At 76.5% G+C, this 16403-nt stretch carries 15 protein-coding genes; 6 read left to right on the forward strand and 9 right to left on the reverse strand.

From position 1 onward, the window contains the following. Nucleotides 1-33: 33 nt before the first annotated feature. Both SK069_RS00940 and SK069_RS00945 read left to right on the forward strand, forming a co-directional pair. Nucleotides 34-747, forward strand: a complete 714-nt coding sequence (locus SK069_RS00940) for a hypothetical protein (protein ID WP_319952297.1) — start codon at nucleotides 34-36, stop codon at nucleotides 745-747. Between the two features lie 232 nt (nucleotides 748-979). Further along, nucleotides 980-1759 (forward strand): DUF1932 domain-containing protein, encoded by a 780-nt coding sequence (locus SK069_RS00945; protein ID WP_319952298.1) that lies wholly within the window; start codon nucleotides 980-982, stop codon nucleotides 1757-1759. Nucleotides 1760-1885: 126 nt separating this feature from the next. On the opposite strand, the gene SK069_RS00950 is transcribed toward SK069_RS00945, so the two are convergent. Next, the gene (locus SK069_RS00950; RefSeq protein ID WP_319952299.1) at nucleotides 1886-2554 is read right to left on the reverse strand and encodes a nuclease-related domain-containing protein; all 669 of its coding nucleotides are present in this window, start codon (nucleotides 2552-2554) and stop codon (nucleotides 1886-1888) included. Nucleotides 2555-2755: 201 nt separating this feature from the next. Continuing rightward, a complete protein-coding gene (locus tag SK069_RS00955; protein ID WP_319952300.1) occupies nucleotides 2756-3934 on the reverse strand; it encodes a BaiN/RdsA family NAD(P)/FAD-dependent oxidoreductase in 1179 nt (392 codons plus the stop codon). Nucleotides 3935-4100: 166 nt separating this feature from the next. On the opposite strand from SK069_RS00955, the gene SK069_RS00960 reads away from it, so the two are divergent. Continuing rightward, nucleotides 4101-4649 carry a sugar O-acetyltransferase gene (locus SK069_RS00960; protein WP_319952301.1) on the forward strand — a complete coding sequence of 183 codons (549 nt, stop codon included), beginning with the start codon at nucleotides 4101-4103 and terminating at the stop codon, nucleotides 4647-4649. Between the two features lie 16 nt (nucleotides 4650-4665). Here the strand turns inward: SK069_RS00960 and SK069_RS00965 are convergent, their stop codons facing one another. The 3 genes from SK069_RS00965 to SK069_RS00975 all read right to left on the reverse strand — a co-directional run bounded on the left by SK069_RS00965 (nucleotide 4666) and on the right by SK069_RS00975 (nucleotide 10198). After that, complete coding sequence (locus SK069_RS00965) at nucleotides 4666-6795, reverse strand: InlB B-repeat-containing protein (protein WP_319952302.1); 2130 nt, start codon at nucleotides 6793-6795, stop codon at nucleotides 4666-4668. 400 nt (nucleotides 6796-7195) lie between these two features. After that, nucleotides 7196-8167: a DUF808 domain-containing protein gene (locus SK069_RS00970; protein ID WP_319952303.1), complete on the reverse strand. Its 972-nt coding sequence runs from the start codon at nucleotides 8165-8167 to the stop codon at nucleotides 7196-7198. A 150-nt stretch (nucleotides 8168-8317) separates the two neighbouring features. Further along, nucleotides 8318-10198: an ATP-binding protein gene (locus tag SK069_RS00975; protein ID WP_319952304.1), complete on the reverse strand. Its 1881-nt coding sequence runs from the start codon at nucleotides 10196-10198 to the stop codon at nucleotides 8318-8320. 82 nt (nucleotides 10199-10280) lie between these two features. Between SK069_RS00975 and SK069_RS00980 the strand changes: the two genes are divergently transcribed. Then, nucleotides 10281-11597: a serine protease gene (locus SK069_RS00980; RefSeq protein ID WP_319952305.1), complete on the forward strand. Its 1317-nt coding sequence runs from the start codon at nucleotides 10281-10283 to the stop codon at nucleotides 11595-11597. A 2-nt stretch (nucleotides 11598-11599) separates the two neighbouring features. On the opposite strand, the gene SK069_RS00985 is transcribed toward SK069_RS00980, so the two are convergent. Beyond that, the gene (locus tag SK069_RS00985; protein ID WP_319952306.1) at nucleotides 11600-12241 is read right to left on the reverse strand and encodes an RES domain-containing protein; all 642 of its coding nucleotides are present in this window, start codon (nucleotides 12239-12241) and stop codon (nucleotides 11600-11602) included. A 2-nt stretch (nucleotides 12242-12243) separates the two neighbouring features. Next, nucleotides 12244-12630: a hypothetical protein gene (locus SK069_RS00990; protein WP_319952307.1), complete on the reverse strand. Its 387-nt coding sequence runs from the start codon at nucleotides 12628-12630 to the stop codon at nucleotides 12244-12246. Between the two features lie 131 nt (nucleotides 12631-12761). Here SK069_RS00990 and SK069_RS00995 point away from each other — a divergent pair, with 131 nt between their 5' ends. Beyond that, entirely contained in the window at nucleotides 12762-13583 is an 822-nt protein-coding gene (locus SK069_RS00995) for a Clp protease N-terminal domain-containing protein (RefSeq protein WP_319952308.1), read from the forward strand. Nucleotides 13584-13680: 97 nt separating this feature from the next. Here SK069_RS00995 and SK069_RS01000 read toward each other — a convergent pair whose 3' ends face one another. Further along, complete coding sequence (locus SK069_RS01000) at nucleotides 13681-14721, reverse strand: NEW3 domain-containing protein (RefSeq protein ID WP_319952309.1); 1041 nt, start codon at nucleotides 14719-14721, stop codon at nucleotides 13681-13683. A 163-nt stretch (nucleotides 14722-14884) separates the two neighbouring features. Between SK069_RS01000 and SK069_RS01005 the strand changes: the two genes are divergently transcribed. Beyond that, nucleotides 14885-15664: a thioesterase family protein gene (locus SK069_RS01005; protein WP_319952310.1), complete on the forward strand. Its 780-nt coding sequence runs from the start codon at nucleotides 14885-14887 to the stop codon at nucleotides 15662-15664. A gap of 39 nt (nucleotides 15665-15703) precedes the next feature. Here the strand turns inward: SK069_RS01005 and SK069_RS01010 are convergent, their stop codons facing one another. Then, nucleotides 15704-16339 carry a TetR/AcrR family transcriptional regulator gene (locus SK069_RS01010; RefSeq protein ID WP_319952311.1) on the reverse strand — a complete coding sequence of 212 codons (636 nt, stop codon included), beginning with the start codon at nucleotides 16337-16339 and terminating at the stop codon, nucleotides 15704-15706. Nucleotides 16340-16403 lie beyond the last annotated feature (64 nt).

Here is a 16403-nt window from a genome sequence, read left to right on the forward strand (position 1 = left end):
GGCCCGCCGGGAGGCGCTCTACCGTCGTCGCGCATGAGCGATGGAGACCGCCGAGACAGCCCTGAGGACGACGCCGAGCTCGTGCGGGAGGCCGACGCGCGCAGCGACGTGCCGAAACGCCGGTATCGGCTTCGGGCGCTGGACGTCGCCCTCGGGGAGGAGCTCGAGGACGCCGGAGCGCTGACGTTCCGCGAGCTCCGCGACCACGTCGCCGATCGCGACCTCCTCGGATGCCCGGTCACGGACGACACGCTGTGGGAGTGGTGGCACTACGCGCTGCGGCGGCAGCTCCTCGAGCCGCGCGACCCGCGGGCGGTGCAGCGGTTCGGCCTCACCGCCGAGGGTCGCGCGCAGATCGTCCGGCGACGAGCCTCCGAGTCGGGGCTGGTGACGCCGGCCTTCGTGCGGACCGGGCGGCTGGCGATGGCCCGGGAACAACCGATCACGCTGGCGATTGCCCTCGTCGCCTTGGTGTCGGCGAATCCGAGCACGCGCTCGTTGCTCGTGCTGGCCGTGACCATCCTGTTCCTCGCCGTCGTCCTGGGCCCGCTCGTGGATGTGCTCGTCGCCCGGCGGCTCGACCGCACCACCAGCCGGCGGGCGTTGTCGCGCCACGTCGCCTGGCTCGACGGTGCCGCCGTCCCGCGATGGTTGTGGTTGCCTGGTCTGAGAGCGTGCGATCCGTCGCTCGTGCGGCGGTTGCCGGCCCCGCCGCTCCAGCTACGGAGCGGCGAGGGGAGCCACTGACACCGACCGGCCGAGCGGTAGCAGGGTCACCGCGGCGTTCGAGCACGGTCGCGGGAGCGGCACGCCGACGTGGCCGACGTGGGCCGAGACCGCTCGCGAGCTGAGCCACGGCCGAGTGTCTCGCGCGACGAGCGGATCGACCGCGCTTCCCTCCCAGGTCGTCATAAGATCGATTATCGAGCACAGAGGAGAGAGGTTCCCAGCCCTGGCGCCCCGTGATACGAGTGTCGTCATGGCTCGTGTCGGATTGCTGCACCCCGGCGCGATGGGCGCCGCGCTCGGCGCGCAGCTGGTCGGTCGTGGGCATCAGGTCCTGTGGGCGAGTCGCGGACGCTCGGGATCGACCGCAGCGCGCGCGACGCGCGCCGGGTTGCTCGACGTTGGGAGCATCGACGAGCTGCTTCGACGCAGCGAGCTGGTCATCTCGGTCTGCCCGCCGCACGCTGCCGTGGAGACGGCACGGTCGGCGTCGGGGTTCGCGGGACCCTTCCTCGACGCCAACGCCGTCTCGCCTGCGACGGCCGCCGCGATCGCCCACGCGGTCGGCGGCCGGACCGCGGACGGCGGGATCGTCGGGCCGCCGCCGACCGACAGCGGGACGACGCGCCTCTACCTCTCCGGCTCCGCAGCGCCGGACTTCCAGGCGCTGTTCACCGGGACCGCGGTCGACGTGCGCGTGCTCGACGACGGTGGTCCCTACGCGGCATCGGCGCTCAAGATGGCGTTCGCGGCCTGGTCGAAGGGCAGCGCCGCGCTGTTGCTCGCCACGGCGGACGCGGCAGATCGACTCGGCGTCGGTGATGCGCTCTCCCACGAGTGGGCGATCTCCCGTCCGCGCCTCGCCGCGCAGCTCGAGGCCGCGCAGCGGGACGCCGCCGAGAAGGGCTGGCGATGGGCCGGCGAGATGGACGAGATCGCCGCGACCTTCGGCGACGTCGGCCTCTCCCCCGGATTCCACGAGGCAGCGGCATCGACGTACCGCTCGCGGCCGCAGCACCGCGACCCAGCCTGACCGCCGCCCGGTGGGGCGTTCCGACTCTCGGTCGCGGAAGGGCGACGCGCGTCGGGCGTCGTCATCACCGCGCGTCCGGCGCGGACCGACGTCGATGACGCGGACCGAGGCGCGCCGACGAGCGCCTCAGGCGATCGGGAAGCGCTCGGCCAGCGCGACGGCGGTCCGGCGCACGCGCTCGGCGTCCAGGGCGTCGCCACGGTTGATGCGCTTGGCCAGCGGCCTCGGATGCAGCAGCGGGAACCCGCGCATGGTGATCGTGCCGAGCAGCGGCAGGTCCGCGTCGACGACGCACAGGGCGCCGTGGACCGGGACGCCCGGAGCGAGCGCGGCCGCCGCGTCGGTCACGAGCGAGACCTGCTTCGCCAGGCCGTCGAGGAGCTTCGTCCGGTCGCGCCCGGCGATCGTGAGCTTCGCGGCGCCGAGCAGCGGCGCCTGCACGGCGACCCGACCGGTGTAGCGCTTCGTGTCGATCACCCAGATCCCCGAAGGCGCGACGACGACGTGATCGATGTTCGCGCGGGTTCCCGGGATCCGGCGGTCGTGCAACGCGATCGCCTCGGGCCGCAGGCGGCTCCCCAGCACCTCGGCGACGTGCTCCTCGCCGCGGGCGCCGCGTGCCCAGGCCGTCTCGTGGCCCGGCTCCGCCGCGAGCGCCAGCAGCGCCCCGCCGATGTGCGGGTGGCGGTCCCGCACGCCACGCTCGCGGCGGGCCCGCCGCCGCTCGTGCTCGCGGCGGGCGCTCGCGCCGGCGGTGCCGGTGTCGAGATCGGTCGACCCCTGCTCGCCCGTCATCCGAGTCGCGTCGGCGGCACGAGCTCCGCACGACAGGACGCCCCGTCGGACTCGACGGATGTTCCCGTCCCAGGCGCCAGGTTCGGCCTCCCGCGCCGCGCGTCGCCGCCTCGTCTCCCGCGTGCACGGCGGCGGCGGTCGCCGCGACGCCGGAACGCCGGCTGACCGGCTGACCGGCTGCTCCTCAGCCTCGTTCCCGCCTCAGACGACCTGCGCAGCAGCGTGGCCGGACGCCCAGGCCCACTGGAAGTTGAAGCCGCCGAGGTGACCGGTCACGTCGAGGACCTCCCCGATGAAGAAGAGGCCGGGGCTGCGCCGTGACTCCATCGTCTTCGGCGAGATCTCCCGGGTGTCGACGCCGCCGAGCGTCACCTCGGCGGTCCGGTAGCCCTCCGTGCCGCCCGGAACGACGCGCCAGGCGCGGAGTCGCTCGGCGACCGCCGCGAGCTCGGGCGGCGCGTAGCGCTTCATCGGCTTGGACCCGAACCACTGCTCGGCGAGCAGCGCCGCCATCCGCTTCGTGAAGACCTCGGCGAGCACCGTCCGCAGCTCCGCGTCGGGGCGTGCGGCCTGCTGGTCGGCGAGCCACGCGTGCGCGTCGCGATCCGGCAGCAGGTCGATCTCGACCGCGTCCCCGGGCTGCCAGAACGACGAGATCTGGAGGATCGCCGGGCCGCTCAGCCCGCGGTGCGTGAACAGGAGGTTCTCGCGGAAGCTCTCGCCGTTGCAGGCGGCGGTGCAGTCCGCCGAGGTCCCGGAGAGCTCGGCGCAGAGCTGCTTCAGCCGATCGGTGATCGTGAACGGGACGAGCCCCGCGCGCGTCGGCAGCACGTCGTGGCCGAACTCGCGCGCGACGTCGTAGCCGAAGCCGGTCGAGCCGAGCGTCGGGATCGAGAGGCCCCCGGTGGCGATCACCACCGACTCCGCGGTCACCTCCCCCAGGTCGGTCCGCAGGGCGTAGCCCGTCTCCGTGCGGGCGATCCGCTGGACGCCGGTCTTCACGTGCAGCTCGACCCCGCCGCGCCGGCACTCCGTCAGGAGCATCTCGAGGATGTCCTTGGACCGGTTGTCGCAGAAGAGCTGCCCGAGCTTCTTCTCGTGGTACGGGATGCCGTGGTCCTGGACCATCGCGAGGAAGTCCCACGGCGTGTAGCGCGCGAGCGCCGACTTGCAGAAGTGCGGGTTGGCGGACGCGTAGTTCGCCGGCTCGGCGTGCATGTTCGTGAAGTTGCAGCGGCCGCCGCCGGACATGAGGATCTTCTTGCCGGGCTTGTTCGAGCTCTCGAGCACGAGCACGCGACGGCCCCGCGCCGCGGCGGTGAGCGCGCACATGAGGCCGGCCGCGCCGGCGCCGATGATCACCACGTCGGGAGTGCGCACGAAGATGGTCCTCTGGGGCCGCCGGCCGGGCGGTCCCGGATCGACACGGTACGGCGAGGACGCCCGCGTCGTCGTCCCGGCGGCCTCCCCCGCTGGTGCCCGCTCCCGACCGGCGCCCGGTCTAGGGTCGCCCGGTGCTCCTGCGCCCCGCCCCCGACCGGACGCGATGAAGGACGAGCGGCGCCTGCGGCGTGGGACCCCCGAGCTGCGCGCCGCGGCCGAGGGCGTCGGCCGCGCGTTCGCCGCCTGCGAGGCGCTGAACCGGCTTCCCTACGCGGACCAAGACGCGATCCGGACCGCCTGGACGGCGCTCACCGGCCAGGCGGTCGACGAGCGCTTCCGCCTGGTCCCGCCCGTGCACTGCGACCACGGTCTCGCGCTGCGGGTCGGCGCCGAGGTCTTCGTCAACCACGGGTGCACGCTGAACGACATGGGCGGCATCGAGATCGGCGACCGGACGATGCTCGGGCCGAACGTCAGCCTCATCACGAGCGGTCATCCGGTCTCCCCCGCCGAGCGACGCGACGGGCTCGTCGTGGCGCAGATCCGGATCGGTGCCGACGTCTGGATCGGCGCAGGCGCCACCGTCCTGGGCGGCGTGACGGTCGGCGACGGCTCCGTCGTGGCCGCCGGGGCGGTCGTCACCCGCGACGTCCCCCCGGCGACGCTCGTCGCCGGCGTGCCGGCCCGCGTCGTGCGGACGCTCGCCTCCTGAGGCTGCGGCCGGAACCTCAGCGGCGGACGGTCATGACGTAGCGCACCGTCCGCGGGGTGCCCGGGGCCGCGGTCCGCTGCCGGACGGTCACCGTCAGCCGCAGGCGTCGCGCGTCGGCCAGCCGTCGGCGAGCGCTGCGGTTCAGCGTGATCCGGACGGTGACCGACCGGCCGCGCGCCGCCGTCACGGTCGCGCGACCGGCCACGACCGTCCGCAGGCGTCCGCGGCTCGAGCGCGCGCGGATCGTCGCCCGAGCCGACGCCGAGCAGCGGGCCGTCGGTCCGGCGCAGGCCAGGCGCACGGCGGTCGTGACCCGCCCCCGCGAGGTCGCCCGGGCCGAGCGGGCCCGCCCGAGGGCCAGCTGGGGCCCACCGGCCGCGGTCCCGGTCGCCGGTCCGGGCGCTGCGCCGGGCGTCCCGTCCCCCGGCCCCGGTGCGCCGCCCGGAGCCACGTCCGAGCCGCCGGGGATCGGCTCGTTGCCCGGTCCCGGCCCGCCGTCCGGTCCTGGATCGACCGGCGGCGCCGTCCCGAAGCTCACCGCCACCGCGCGGTCCGCGTCGACGGTCACCGTGCACGCGCTGCCCGGCTCCTCGCACGTCGCCCCCGAGAACCCCGCGACGGTCGACCCCGGGCCCGGGATCGCCGTCAGCGTCACGCGGCTCCCGACGCCGAACGGCTGCGAGCAGGTGTCGCCGCAGTCGATGCCCGCCGGCGCGGAGACGACGCGCCCGCCGCCGGGCCCCGCCCGGACGACGGTCAGGGTCGCCGCGGGCAGGAACGTCGCGGGGACCTCGGTCGCGCCGGCGGGGAGCGTCACGACGCACGGGTCCGTGCCGGTGCACCCTCCCCCGCTCCAGCCCGCGAAGACCGAGCCGTCCTCCGGCGTCGCGGTGAGCGTCACGACGTCCCCGGCGGGCCGCGACGTCGTGCACGTGAGCTGCGGGCAGACGATCCCGAACGGGCTCGAGCTGACGCCGCCCTCCCCGTCGCCCGCGCGGAGGACGGACAGGCGTGCCTCCGGCGCGAACGACGCCGTGACGGCGTTCGCCTGCGCGACGGTCACCGTGCAGAAGTTCCCCGCGTTCGTGCACGCGCCGCTCCACCCGGCGAAGACCGAGCCGGACGCCGGCGTGGCGACGAGCGTGACCGTCGTGCCCTCCGGGAAGGTCCCGGTGCAGTCGGCTCCGCAATCGATGCCCGCCGGCGTGCTCGTCACCGTCCCGCTGCCCGCGCCCGTCCGCGTCACGACGACCTCGCGCGGGAGGGAGCCCTCGATCGGCGTGATCCGCACGGTCGGCGCCACCCCGCTGGCCGCCACCTGGTCGGTGATCCGCGCGACGCCCGGAGGCGTGTACGAGGAGCCTCCGCCCCCGCCGCCGCCGGTGCGCGAGGTCTCGGAGGCCCCGGCCTGGTGCAGAAAGATCTCCCCCGCGCCTCCGCCGCCTCCGCCGTAGTGCCCGCCACCGCCACCGCCACCCTGGCCGGTGCCGCCGCCGGAGGGCCCCCCGGCTCCTCCGGCCGCGAGCGTCCCGGCGCCGCCGGACGGCGAGCCGCCCCCGCCGCCAGCGTCCCCGCGTCCGGCACCGCCGGCGCCCCCGCCCGGGATGCTCGACGCGGCGGCGCCCGCCGTCCCGGCGCTCCCGGCGTGCCCCCCGGCCCCGCCGTTCGTCGCCGCCGGCCCCCCGCCGCGCGTCCCGGCACCGCCACCGCCGCCGGCGACGAGCAGCCGCGAGGCCCGCGAGGCGGCCGTCCCGCCGAGCAGGAACTCCCCGGACGTGCCACACGCGACCGTGCGAACGTCGCTGGCACCCCCGCCACCGCCGCCGAGCACGGTGTTGTTCGCCGGGTCGCCGCCGCCGTTCCATCCTCGCGTGTTCGGCGAGCCGCTCCCGCCGACCTCGACGTAGAGCGTGCTGCCCGGCGTGACGAACAGCTCGGCCTCGATGATCCGCCCGCGCCCGCCGGTCTCCCCCGTCGACGCCGCACCGCCGGCCGCCCCCACGGCCCGGACGCGGAGCTTGCCGATCCCGGCCGGCACGACGTAGGTCTGCTGGGCGCCGGTCGACGAGAACGTCACCGGCGCCGGGGCCTGCGCCGCCGCGGGCGCCGCCCCGACGACCCCGGCGAGCGCGACGGCGGCCGCCACCCATGACGCGCGGAGCGCCCGCGCGCGTCGGCGTGGGCGTCGGTCGATCGGCCGGATCATCGGCGGTGCCTCCTGGCGGGGTCGTGGCGGCGCCCGGTGCGCCGCGGCGGTCCTCCCGCCGGTCGCGAGCGGCCGCCGACCATCCTGCGCGGCGAGTCCGGCCGCCGCATCACCCGTCCTGGTGATCCACAAGCACGGGCCTCATCGCCCCGCGGCGGAGCCCGTCCCGCGAGCGCCGGGCGCCGACGAGCCGGCGTGCGCAGCCCGCGGAACTGCCCGAGTCGACGCGCGTCCCAGGTCGCCAGGGCCACCCGGGGTGCCGTCCCCGCGCGAGGGAGCGGGCCGCCGGGCCGTCAGCAGAGGCCGCGGTCGTCCGCGAGCGGCGCGCGCCCCGGCCGCCTCAGGCGGGCGCGGCCCCTCCGGCGTCCGGCCCGCCGTGATCGTGCCCGCCCCCGTGGACGCGGTGCAGGACCGCGACGATGACGGCCCCCACGACGACCCCCAGCAGCGCCGAGGCCGCGGTGTTCGTGAGCCAGCCGCCGACGCCGCCGAGCGCGCCCAAGGCGTGGTGGACGTCCTCCTCGAGGTGGTGCACCCGGTCGTAGGGCCAGCGGGCCCCGAGGTCCTTCAGGCCGACGAGGAGGATGTGCCCGCCGACCCAGAGCATCGCGGCGATGCCGACCGTCGAGAGCACGCGCATGACGATCGGCATGCCTCGCACGAGCCCCCGTCCGAGTGTCGCCACCGCGTCCCGACCGGTGCGCGCGAGCCGCAGGCCGACGTCGTCCATCTTCACGATCAGGCCGACCGCGCCGTAGACGAGGAGCGTGATGAGGAAGCCCACGACGACGAGGATCAGCGCGCGGGCGACGAACGCCTCGTCGGTGACCTCGTTGAGCGAGATCACCATGATCTCGGCGGAGAGGATGAAGTCCGTGCGGATCGCGCCGGCGACGAGGGTCTCCTCGTCCGCGGGGTCCCGCTCGAGCGCCGCGTCCCCGGTCGCGTGCCGGTGCGGCCCGATCGCCTCCCAGAGCTTCTCGGCGCCCTCGAAGCAGAGGTAGGCGCCGCCGACCATGAGCAGCGGGGTGAGGAGCCAGTCGAGGAACTCGCTGAGCAGCAGCACCACCGGCAGGATCAGCAGCAGCTTGTTGCGCAGCGACCCGATCGCGATCCGGCGGATCATCGGCAGCTCGCGCTCGGGGCGGAACCCCTGGACGTACCGGGGCGTGACCGCGGCGTCGTCGACGATCACGCCGGCGGCCTTGACGCTCGCGCGACCGGCTCCGGCGGCGACGTCGTCGACGGACGCCGCCGCGGCGCGGGCGAGGACCGCGACGTCGTCCAGCAGCGCCGCGAGACCGGCGCTCACGCGTGCACCTCGACCGGCGTTGCGAACCGTGGAGCGGTGCTCGGCACCTCGGGCGTTCCGTCGTTCACGCGCGCACCGTAGACCACGACCGCGACGATCGGGCGGGCGGCGCGTCCCGACGGGGTCCTGCGCAGGGGCGGGCGAGCGCCGTCAGCCGGTCTCGGGCGCCGGCTCGGCGCCCGCCCGGCGGCGCGCCTCGGCGGCCCGTCGCAGCGCCGCGGCGAGCGTCGCGCCGGACGCCGGCTTCGTGACGAAGTCGTCCATCCCGGCCGCGAGGCTGGCGCGCCGGTCGCGCTCGAACGCCGCCGCGGTGAACGCCACGACGTACGGACGGCGGTCGGCGGGCAGCTCGCGGTGGATCGCGCGGGTGGCCTCCTGACCGTCCAGGCGCGGCAGGTGGAGGTCCATCAGCACGACGTCGTAGCGGCGGCGCGCGACCGCCTCCAGCGCCTCGACGCCGTCCGCCGCGACGTCGGCGGCGTAGCCCAGCCGCTGGAGCAGCCGCGTGGTCACGAGCTGGTTGGTGCGATCGTCGTCGACGACGAGGATCCGCAGCGGCAGCCGCGCGCCCATGTCGGGGTCGGAGGCCCGCTCCTCGTCGTCGTCGCTGCCCGGTGCGGGGGGCGCCGGGTCCGCGGGCGGGAGCTCCAGCGTGAACGTCGATCCCCGGCCCAGGCGGCTGGCGACCGTCAGCTCGCCTCCCATGAGGCGCGCGAGATTGCGACTGATCGCGAGGCCGAGGCCCGCCCCGGCGCCCGCGCTGCTCGGGCGACCGGCGGTCTCGAACGGCTCGAAGATCCGGGCCAGCCGGTCGGCCTCGATCCCGATCCCCGAGTCGGCGACGGTGATCCGCAGCCCGTCGTCGGGCCCGCGCGCGACCGTGATGCGCACCTCGCCGTCGGGGGCGAAGCGCACGCCGTTGGCCACGAGGTTCACGAGGATCTGCCGGAGCCGGTTGGGGTCGGTGAGCACGCGCCGCGGTGCTGCCGCCTCCCGGTTCCACGCGACGCGACAGCGGTGCTCGTCGGCCGCCGGGCGAACCACCTCCACGACCCCCTCGAGCAGCCCGTCCAGGTCGGTCTCCGCCAGGCCGAGGGACACCGCGCCCGCGTCGATCCGCGAGAGGTCGAGCACGTCGTTGACGAGCCGCAGGAGATGGTCGCCGGAGCGGCGCACGATCCGCACGTGCTCGGCCGACTCGCGGTCCAGGTCGGCGTCGCCGAGGATCTCGGCGAGCCCGATGACCGCGTTCAGCGGCGTGCGCAGCTCGTGGCTGACGTGGGCGAGGAACTCGCCGCGGGCCCGTCCCTGCTCCTCCGCCGTCCGGCGCGCCACGTCGAGCGCCGCGTTCTCCGCCGCGCGTCGCTCGTTCTCCTCGTGCAGCGCGCGCTCGCGCAGCAGCAGCGACCGGAGGTCCGCGATCGTGCCCTCAAGCCGCCGCCGGAACCGCAGCAGCAGGAACGCCACGAGCACGACGAGCGCGATCGCGGCGAGCATCTCGGCACCGTCGAGGACCCACAGCGGCGTGTCCCGTCGCGTCGCGCCCGGCGGCCGGTCGGACTGCCGCGACACGACGATCGACACGACCGCGACCCCCGCACCCGCGACCGTCAGCGCCAGGCGGCGCTCCGGCAGGTACTGGAGCCCGATCGCGAGGACGGCCACGCAGCAGAGGACCGAGATCGCGGTGCTCTGCGGCAGGACGAGCGACAGCGCCACCGCGATCAGCAGGAGCGCGAAGACGAGCGCGAGCGCCGCGTCGGCGGCGCTGCGCCGGCGGGCGACGAGCTGGGCGGCCGTGAGCAGGGCGCCGCTGCCGAAGATGAGCAGCGCCACGAGCAGCTGCCCGGACGACCCGTTGGCGAGCGCGAGCGCGCCGATGCCGGCACCGACGACGAGCGCCGGGACCGCGAGCCCCCGCGACCCCCGCAGCAGCAGGCGATCGTCGGACGCGCTGCCCGCGACGAGCGGCGAGGCCACCCCGTCGACGGACGGCTCGGGGCCCTCGGCGGGGTGCGCGGGCGGCGACATCGCGCGTCGAACCTACCCCGCCCGGACCACGACGCGACCGATGCCCTTCTCGGCGCGTGCCCGACCCGCCACACTCCACGGAGTGCGGACCTCTCCGTCCCGGGGCCGATCATCGGTCGGCCGCGCCCTCCTGCTCGCCCTCGCGCTGCTCGCCGCGGCGGCGGCACCGGCGACGGCGGCGCCCGGCGAGGACGCGCGAGCGTCGACGCGGATCGTCGGGGGCGCCGACGCGGCCCCGGCGGAGGCGCCCTTCCAGGTCGCGATCCTCGGCCCCAGCGACGACGACTTCGAGGCCCAGTTCTGCGGCGGCTCGATCCTCGACGCCACGCACGTCGTGACCGCGGCGCACTGCGTCTTCCACGAGGACCGGCCCGGGTCCCCGATGCGGGCGGCGAGCACGCTGCGCGTCCTGGCGGGAACGACCGTCCTGCGCTCGCCGGGCCGCCCGTCCTACGACGACGTCGTCGTCGTGCGCCCCGTCGCCGCGATCACCCCGCACCCGCTGTACCTCGCGCGGGCGGACGCGTTCGCCTTCGACGTGGCGGTCCTGACCCTCGATGCGCCGCTCTACGCCGGCGAGCCGCGGATCGGGGACGGATCGCGGATCGCCCCGGTCCCGCTCGTGTCGCAGGACCCACCGGCCGGCACGGCGATCCGCCACTACGGCTGGGGCGACACCGAGCCCCACCCCGTCGCCGAGCGCGAGTCCGACGTCACGCCCCGGTACGCCCGCGATCTCCAGGTCTTCTCCGGCACCGTCGTCGACCGCGCTCGGTGCCGCGCCGCGTACGACATGTTCTCCCCGGTGCATCTCTGCTCGGGCGTCCTCGGCGGCGGCCGGGGCACCTGCCAGGGCGACAGCGGCGGTCCGGGCGTCGTGGGCGGGCCGGCGGGCCCCGAGCTCGCCGGCGTCGTGGGCTCGGGCATCGGCTGCGCCGCCCGCGGCTACCCCGGGGTCGACGCGCGGGTGGCCAGCCCCGTGATCGGCGACTTCCTGCGCACGACGGCCGCCGGTGGGCGCTACGCGCCGCCGCCGGGCGCCGAGGCGCTCGGGCGCAGCGAGCCGCGCGTCGACGAGGCGGCGCCCGCGATCGCGTTCGGACGGCTGCCGCGGACCATCCGGGGCGCGACGCTCGTCGCGCGCTACCGGCTGGGCGAGGGCGGCCGCGAGCGGCACCAGCTCTTCCTCGGCGGCGTGCTCGTGGCGAGCTACCGCGGCGCGACCGCCGACGGCTGGTTCCGGATGACCTTCCGCCTCGACGCGCGCGGCCGGGAGCTCGTGCGGCGGGCGCGCCGCCGCGGGCGCGCGCTCCGCGCCGTGTGGCGGGTGACGGCGACCGACGGCGCGGGCAACGCGGCGACGGCGACCCGCCGCTGGCGCGTCCGGCCGGTCCGCTGAGGTCAGCGCTCGACGCGCAGGCCGAGCTCGTCGCAGACGGCCACCAGCGGCTCGAGCGCGACCTCGAGCGCGCGGGGCGTCCCGCGCGACCGCAGCGCCGCTCGGCCCTCGAAGAGGGCCAGGCACGGCTGATCGTCGAGGTGCGAGCCGAAGACGACCCCGCAGAAGCCACGGCCGTGGAGGTCCCGGCCGAGCGTCTGCGTGAGGATCCGGTCCCGGCTGCGCACCTCGGCGATGTCGAGGTGGTCCATGCCGCGGTCGGCGAGCATGCGCGCGTGGCGTCGCTCGAGGTCGCGGCGCAGCGCGAGGTCGCCGTCGACGTCGGCGACCGGCCCGTCCCCCACCACCCACGCCGGGCACAGCCGGTGCGCGTCGCGCCACTCGCGACTCACCACGCCGGCGTCGCGGCCGGCTGCGGCGTCCGGGCCGAAGAGCTCCTCGAGCTCGGCCAGGACCTTCGTGCTCGGGCGCAGGTCGGCCAGGACCTCGCGCAGGCAGGTCTCGGGCTCGCGCGCGGCGTAGAGCGTCCGGTACTCGCGCTGCGGGTCGTCCCAGCGGTGCTGCCAGCCGCAGAGCGCCCACGGCACGGGCTCCAGCGGACCGGAGCGGTGCCCGAGCCGCCAGACGGGGAGGTCGTCGTCCACCGCTAGGCCGCGCTGCCGGCGAACGCGCGCGCGACCGGGACGAGCCTCCGCAGGTCCCCGGCGTCCTCGGCGTGGCGCAGGAGCCACGCCGGCGCCTCGTCGTCCAACCGGCTGTTGGAGCCCAGCAGCCACGCACGCGCCGTGCGCTCGCCGTAGGCGTCGACGAGCAGCCGCGCGAGCTGGAACGCCGTCCTGGCACGCATCTCGGCGGCCGGGCGCGGATGCGCGATGCCGCGCCGCCAGCGTCCGACGACCTTCGGGTCGCGCAGGCCGGTGACGTACGCGGCGAGCTGCTGGCCGAGGTGGTCCTGGAGCCACCCCGCGATCTGCGCGAAGTCCTCGGTGACCGCCTCGCGCTCGACCGTCGTGGGATCCAGGGTGAGCGTCACGCCCCCGAGTCTACCGCGAACGCGACCGGGAAATCGACCTCGCTCGTCCCGGGGACGCGGTCGGCGGGAGCGCAGCGCGCCTCTCAGGCGATTCTCGGGGTCCTCCGAGCCTCGCCCGTCAGGCTCGTCCCATGAACCGCTTCATCCGGAGGAAGACCGCTGCGATCACCGCGGTCGTCGCTTTCGGGGTCGCCGGGGGCGCCTACGCCGCCACGTCCGGCTCGTCCGACCCCACGCCGCTCACCGGCACCGTCACCGAGCGGATCGCCGACGCCGCGCAGGCGAAGTACCCCGGCGCGACGCTCGTCGGCATCGAGAGCGCGCCCGACGGGACCTTCGCGGCCCGCGTGCGCAAGGCCGACGGCAGCCAGGTGCTGCTCGTCCTGGACCGCGAGTTCCGCGTGACCGACACGCGCGAGGGCGGGCCGTTCGGCCACGGCGGTCCCGGCCGCGGCGGCCCCGGGGGCGTCCGTGGGCCGGGCGGCCCCGGCTTCGGCGACGCGGCGGCCCTCGCGAAGGCCCTCGGCGTCGAGGAGTCGAAGCTTCGCGACGCGCTGGAGAAGGTCCGCGAGGCCACGTTCGGCGAGCGACGCGACGAGCGCGTCGCCGCGATCGCCAAGGCGCTCGGCGCGAAGGAGTCCGACGTGCGCGCCGTCCTCGAGGACCTGCGCCCCGACGCGGGACGTGGCGGTCCGGGCCGGCACGGACGCGGCCCCGGCGCCCGCGGGCCCGGCGGCGAGCTCGTGCGCGCCCTGGCGCGCAAGACCGGCCGGTCCGAGTCGGCCGTCCGGGAGGCGCTGCGCTCCGCGCGACCGGACCGCGGCGCGCGCCCGGACCGGGACGACCGCCTCGACGCGGTCGCGCAGGCGCTGGCGAAGGAGCTCGGGATCGACGCCGCGAAGGTGAAGTCGGCGCTCGAGGCGCAGCGCCCGAAGCCGCCCGCCCGCCCGTGACGCGCAGGGCGGCCGCGCGGCCGCCCTCACCCGGCCCGTCGCGCGCGACGGGCCGGCTCGTCGCGCGCTGGTCCGGGTGGACCGCCGCGGACCGGGGTCAGCCCCGGACCTTGAGCGTCCGCGAGCGCGAGACGCTGAGACCGTCGGCGGTGCTGCGTGCCGTCACCGCGACCTTCGGGCGCGAGGCGGTCTTCGCCGTCGTCCGCACCCGGACGGTGACCGTCTTCGTCCGCCCCGCCGGCAGCGAGGAGAGCTTCACCTGCGTGCGCCGCAGGACGGTCCCGGCGGGCCGGGCGATCCGGATCACGACCGAGCGCGCCCGCGCGGTGCCGGTGTTGGCGAGCGTCAGGGTGAAGCTCGCCGTCTGCCCGCGCCGGACGGCCTTCGCGGCGCTCAGCGTGAGCTTGAGCTTCGGCTTCTTCGTCGCCGCGGGCGGCGTCGGGGTCGTCGGCGTCGTCGGGGTCGTCGGCGTGGTGGGCGTCGGCGGGACGACCACCACCGTCGGCGCCGGGACGACGCCCGGGATCGCGATCGAGCCCGCGTAGGTGTGCTGGACCTGGCCACCGGCCGGCAGGCCGGAGACGAGCGCGCCGAGGCAGAACGCGGCCGAGCCGGCGTCGGCGGCGACCGGGATCGGCGCCGTCCGGCTGCCGGCGACGGCGTAGGCGCCGGTCGTGAAGTTCGGCAGCGCGCCGGAGAGGCTCAGCGACCCGCCCTGCAGGTTGCAGGTGTAGGTCGCGTTGCCGATCGTCGCGACGAGCTGCTGCGAGACGCTGCCCGACAGGTTGTAGTTCTTGAGATCGAGGCTGAGCGAGCCGGTGAACGGACCGGTCGCCGTCGTCTTCACGACGAGCGACCCCGTGCCCAGGCCGGTGAAGCTCACGCCGTCCGCCCGCGCGTCGGCGAACACCACCGGATCGAACGACGACGCGAACGTCGTCGAGTCGATCGAGCCGGTGAACGTCGTCGGCGTCGTCGCGGTCGCCTGCTTGAACGATCCGGCGGTGACGGTCCCCCCTGGGAAGGTCACCGTCATCGGCAGCGACGCCGCCGATGCCGCGGACACCCCGAGGGCGCCGCCCGCGAGCAGGCCGCCCGCGATCGCGGCGGCCCGTGCACCCCTGCTCCCACGCATCATCGGGCGAGCGTAGCGGTCCGGACACCGGCCCAACGCCGCACCCGGACGTCCGTCCAGGCGCCGGCCGATCGGGGCTCCGGTCGGGCGAGCGCTCGTGCGCCGCGTCGGAGCGGACGCCGTCCACGACCGGCGCGGGACACGGGGAGGACTAGCCTGCCTCGGCGTGAGCGAGCCGGCGTACTTCGTCCCGAGCGGCCCCGGTCGGTACCGCGCGACGCCGGCGACCGGCGGTGCGTGGACGGTCGCCGAGCAGCACATCAGCCCGCTCAACGGGCTGCTCGTGGACGAGCTGCAGCGGGCGGTGCCCGCCGACGACGGCCTCGTGCTCGCGCGCATCGGGCTCGACATCCTCGGGCCGGTCGCCGTCGACGAGGTGGCGGTCGCGACCGCCGTCGTCCGGCCGGGCCGCACGGTCCAGCTCGTCGAGGCGGAAGCGACCTGGCGGGGCCGCGCGGTGCTGCGGGCGCGGGCCTGGCGGACCGTGCGCGGCGACACCACCGCGGTCGCCGGCGGCGCGCCGCCGGCGATGCCCGGTCCGCGGGACGCGGCGCCGATCGACCTCCGCGAGATCTGGCCGGGCGGCTACATCGCGTCGATCGAGGCCCGCGCCGTCGAGCCGCCCCGCCCGGGCCGAGGCCGGGTCTGGATCCGCACGCCGCTGCCGCTGGTCGCCGGCCGCGAGCCGGACCCCGTCGCGCGGATCGTCGGGCTCGTCGACACCGCGAACGGGATCGCGGTCCGCCGCTCGCCGCAGGAGTGGGCGTTCCCGAACGTCGACCTGACCATCCACCTGCTGCGCGAGCCGCGCGGTCCGTGGCTGGGCCTCGACACGACCGTGGCCTTCGGCCCCACGGGGCTGGGCATCACGTCGAGCGTCCTGCACGACGAGGACGGCCCGTTCGGACGCGCCGCGCAGCAGCTGACGCTTCGTCCTCGCGGCTGACTCGGATCCGCGGCGGCGGTCGTCGCCGAGCCTCCGGGCTCAGCCGCCGCGCGGGCCGAACGTCGCGTCGACGACCGCCTGCCACAGCCCGGCGAGCTGCTCCACGACGTCCTCGCGCGGCGACGGCTCCTCGGCCCCGAGCCAGTCGAGCACGAGCTGGCTCGTGCCGCCGACGAGGAACGACGCGCCGCGGTCGATCACCGGGCCGCCCGGTACGCCGTGGACCTCGAGCCCCAGGCCGACGGCGGTGCGGATGAGCCGGTGCAGGACCTCGTCGCGGTGCCGCGCGGCGGCCCCGTCCCCCGGGACGGCGCCGAAGAGCACGCGCGCTCGCCGCGGGTCCTCGGCGAGGTGCGCGACGAACGGCTCGAGCGCGGCGCGGACGAACCGGTCCGGCGTCCGCGCCTCGCGCGCGCCGGCGAGCGTGACCGCGACGAGCTCGTCGGCGAGCCGGCCGATCAGCGCGGCGGAGAGCTCCTCGAGGTCCCCGAAGCTCTCGTAGAAGTAGCGCTTGCTCAGCCCCGCCTCGCGGCAGATCGCCTCGATCCGCAGCGCGTGCCAGTCGTCGGCGGCCACGAGCCGGAAGGCGGCGTCGAGCAGGGCGGCGCGACGCTCCGCGGAGCGCTCCTCCCCGCTGCGCCCGCCGTAGCGGCGGCCGGTGACCTCGACGCCCATCCGATCCCCTCGTTCCGCGTGCGGCTCATCCGCAGGCCGCTCCAGCTTGACGCAGACAGATCTG

This window comes from Patulibacter brassicae, assembly GCF_033949425.1.
In the GTDB taxonomy this organism is placed as follows: Bacteria; Actinomycetota; Thermoleophilia; order Solirubrobacterales; family Solirubrobacteraceae; genus Patulibacter; species Patulibacter brassicae.

Bases quoted from the DNA above. Each gene is read 5' to 3' on its own strand.
- SK069_RS00940 (WP_319952297.1), top strand. From the start codon at position 34: ATGAGCGATGGAGACCGCCGAGACAGCCCTGAGGACGACGCCGAGCTC.
- SK069_RS01010 (WP_319952311.1), bottom strand. From the start codon at position 16,339: ATGGGCGTCGAGGTCACCGGCCGCCGCTACGGCGGGCGCAGCGGGGAG.
- SK069_RS00945 (WP_319952298.1), top strand. From the start codon at position 980: ATGGCTCGTGTCGGATTGCTGCACCCCGGCGCGATGGGCGCCGCGCTC.
- SK069_RS00995 (WP_319952308.1), top strand. From the start codon at position 12,762: ATGAACCGCTTCATCCGGAGGAAGACCGCTGCGATCACCGCGGTCGTC.
- SK069_RS01000 (WP_319952309.1), bottom strand. From the start codon at position 14,721: ATGATGCGTGGGAGCAGGGGTGCACGGGCCGCCGCGATCGCGGGCGGC.
- SK069_RS00960 (WP_319952301.1), top strand. From the start codon at position 4,101: ATGAAGGACGAGCGGCGCCTGCGGCGTGGGACCCCCGAGCTGCGCGCC.
- SK069_RS00950 (WP_319952299.1), bottom strand. From the start codon at position 2,554: ATGACGGGCGAGCAGGGGTCGACCGATCTCGACACCGGCACCGCCGGC.
- SK069_RS00975 (WP_319952304.1), bottom strand. From the start codon at position 10,198: ATGTCGCCGCCCGCGCACCCCGCCGAGGGCCCCGAGCCGTCCGTCGAC.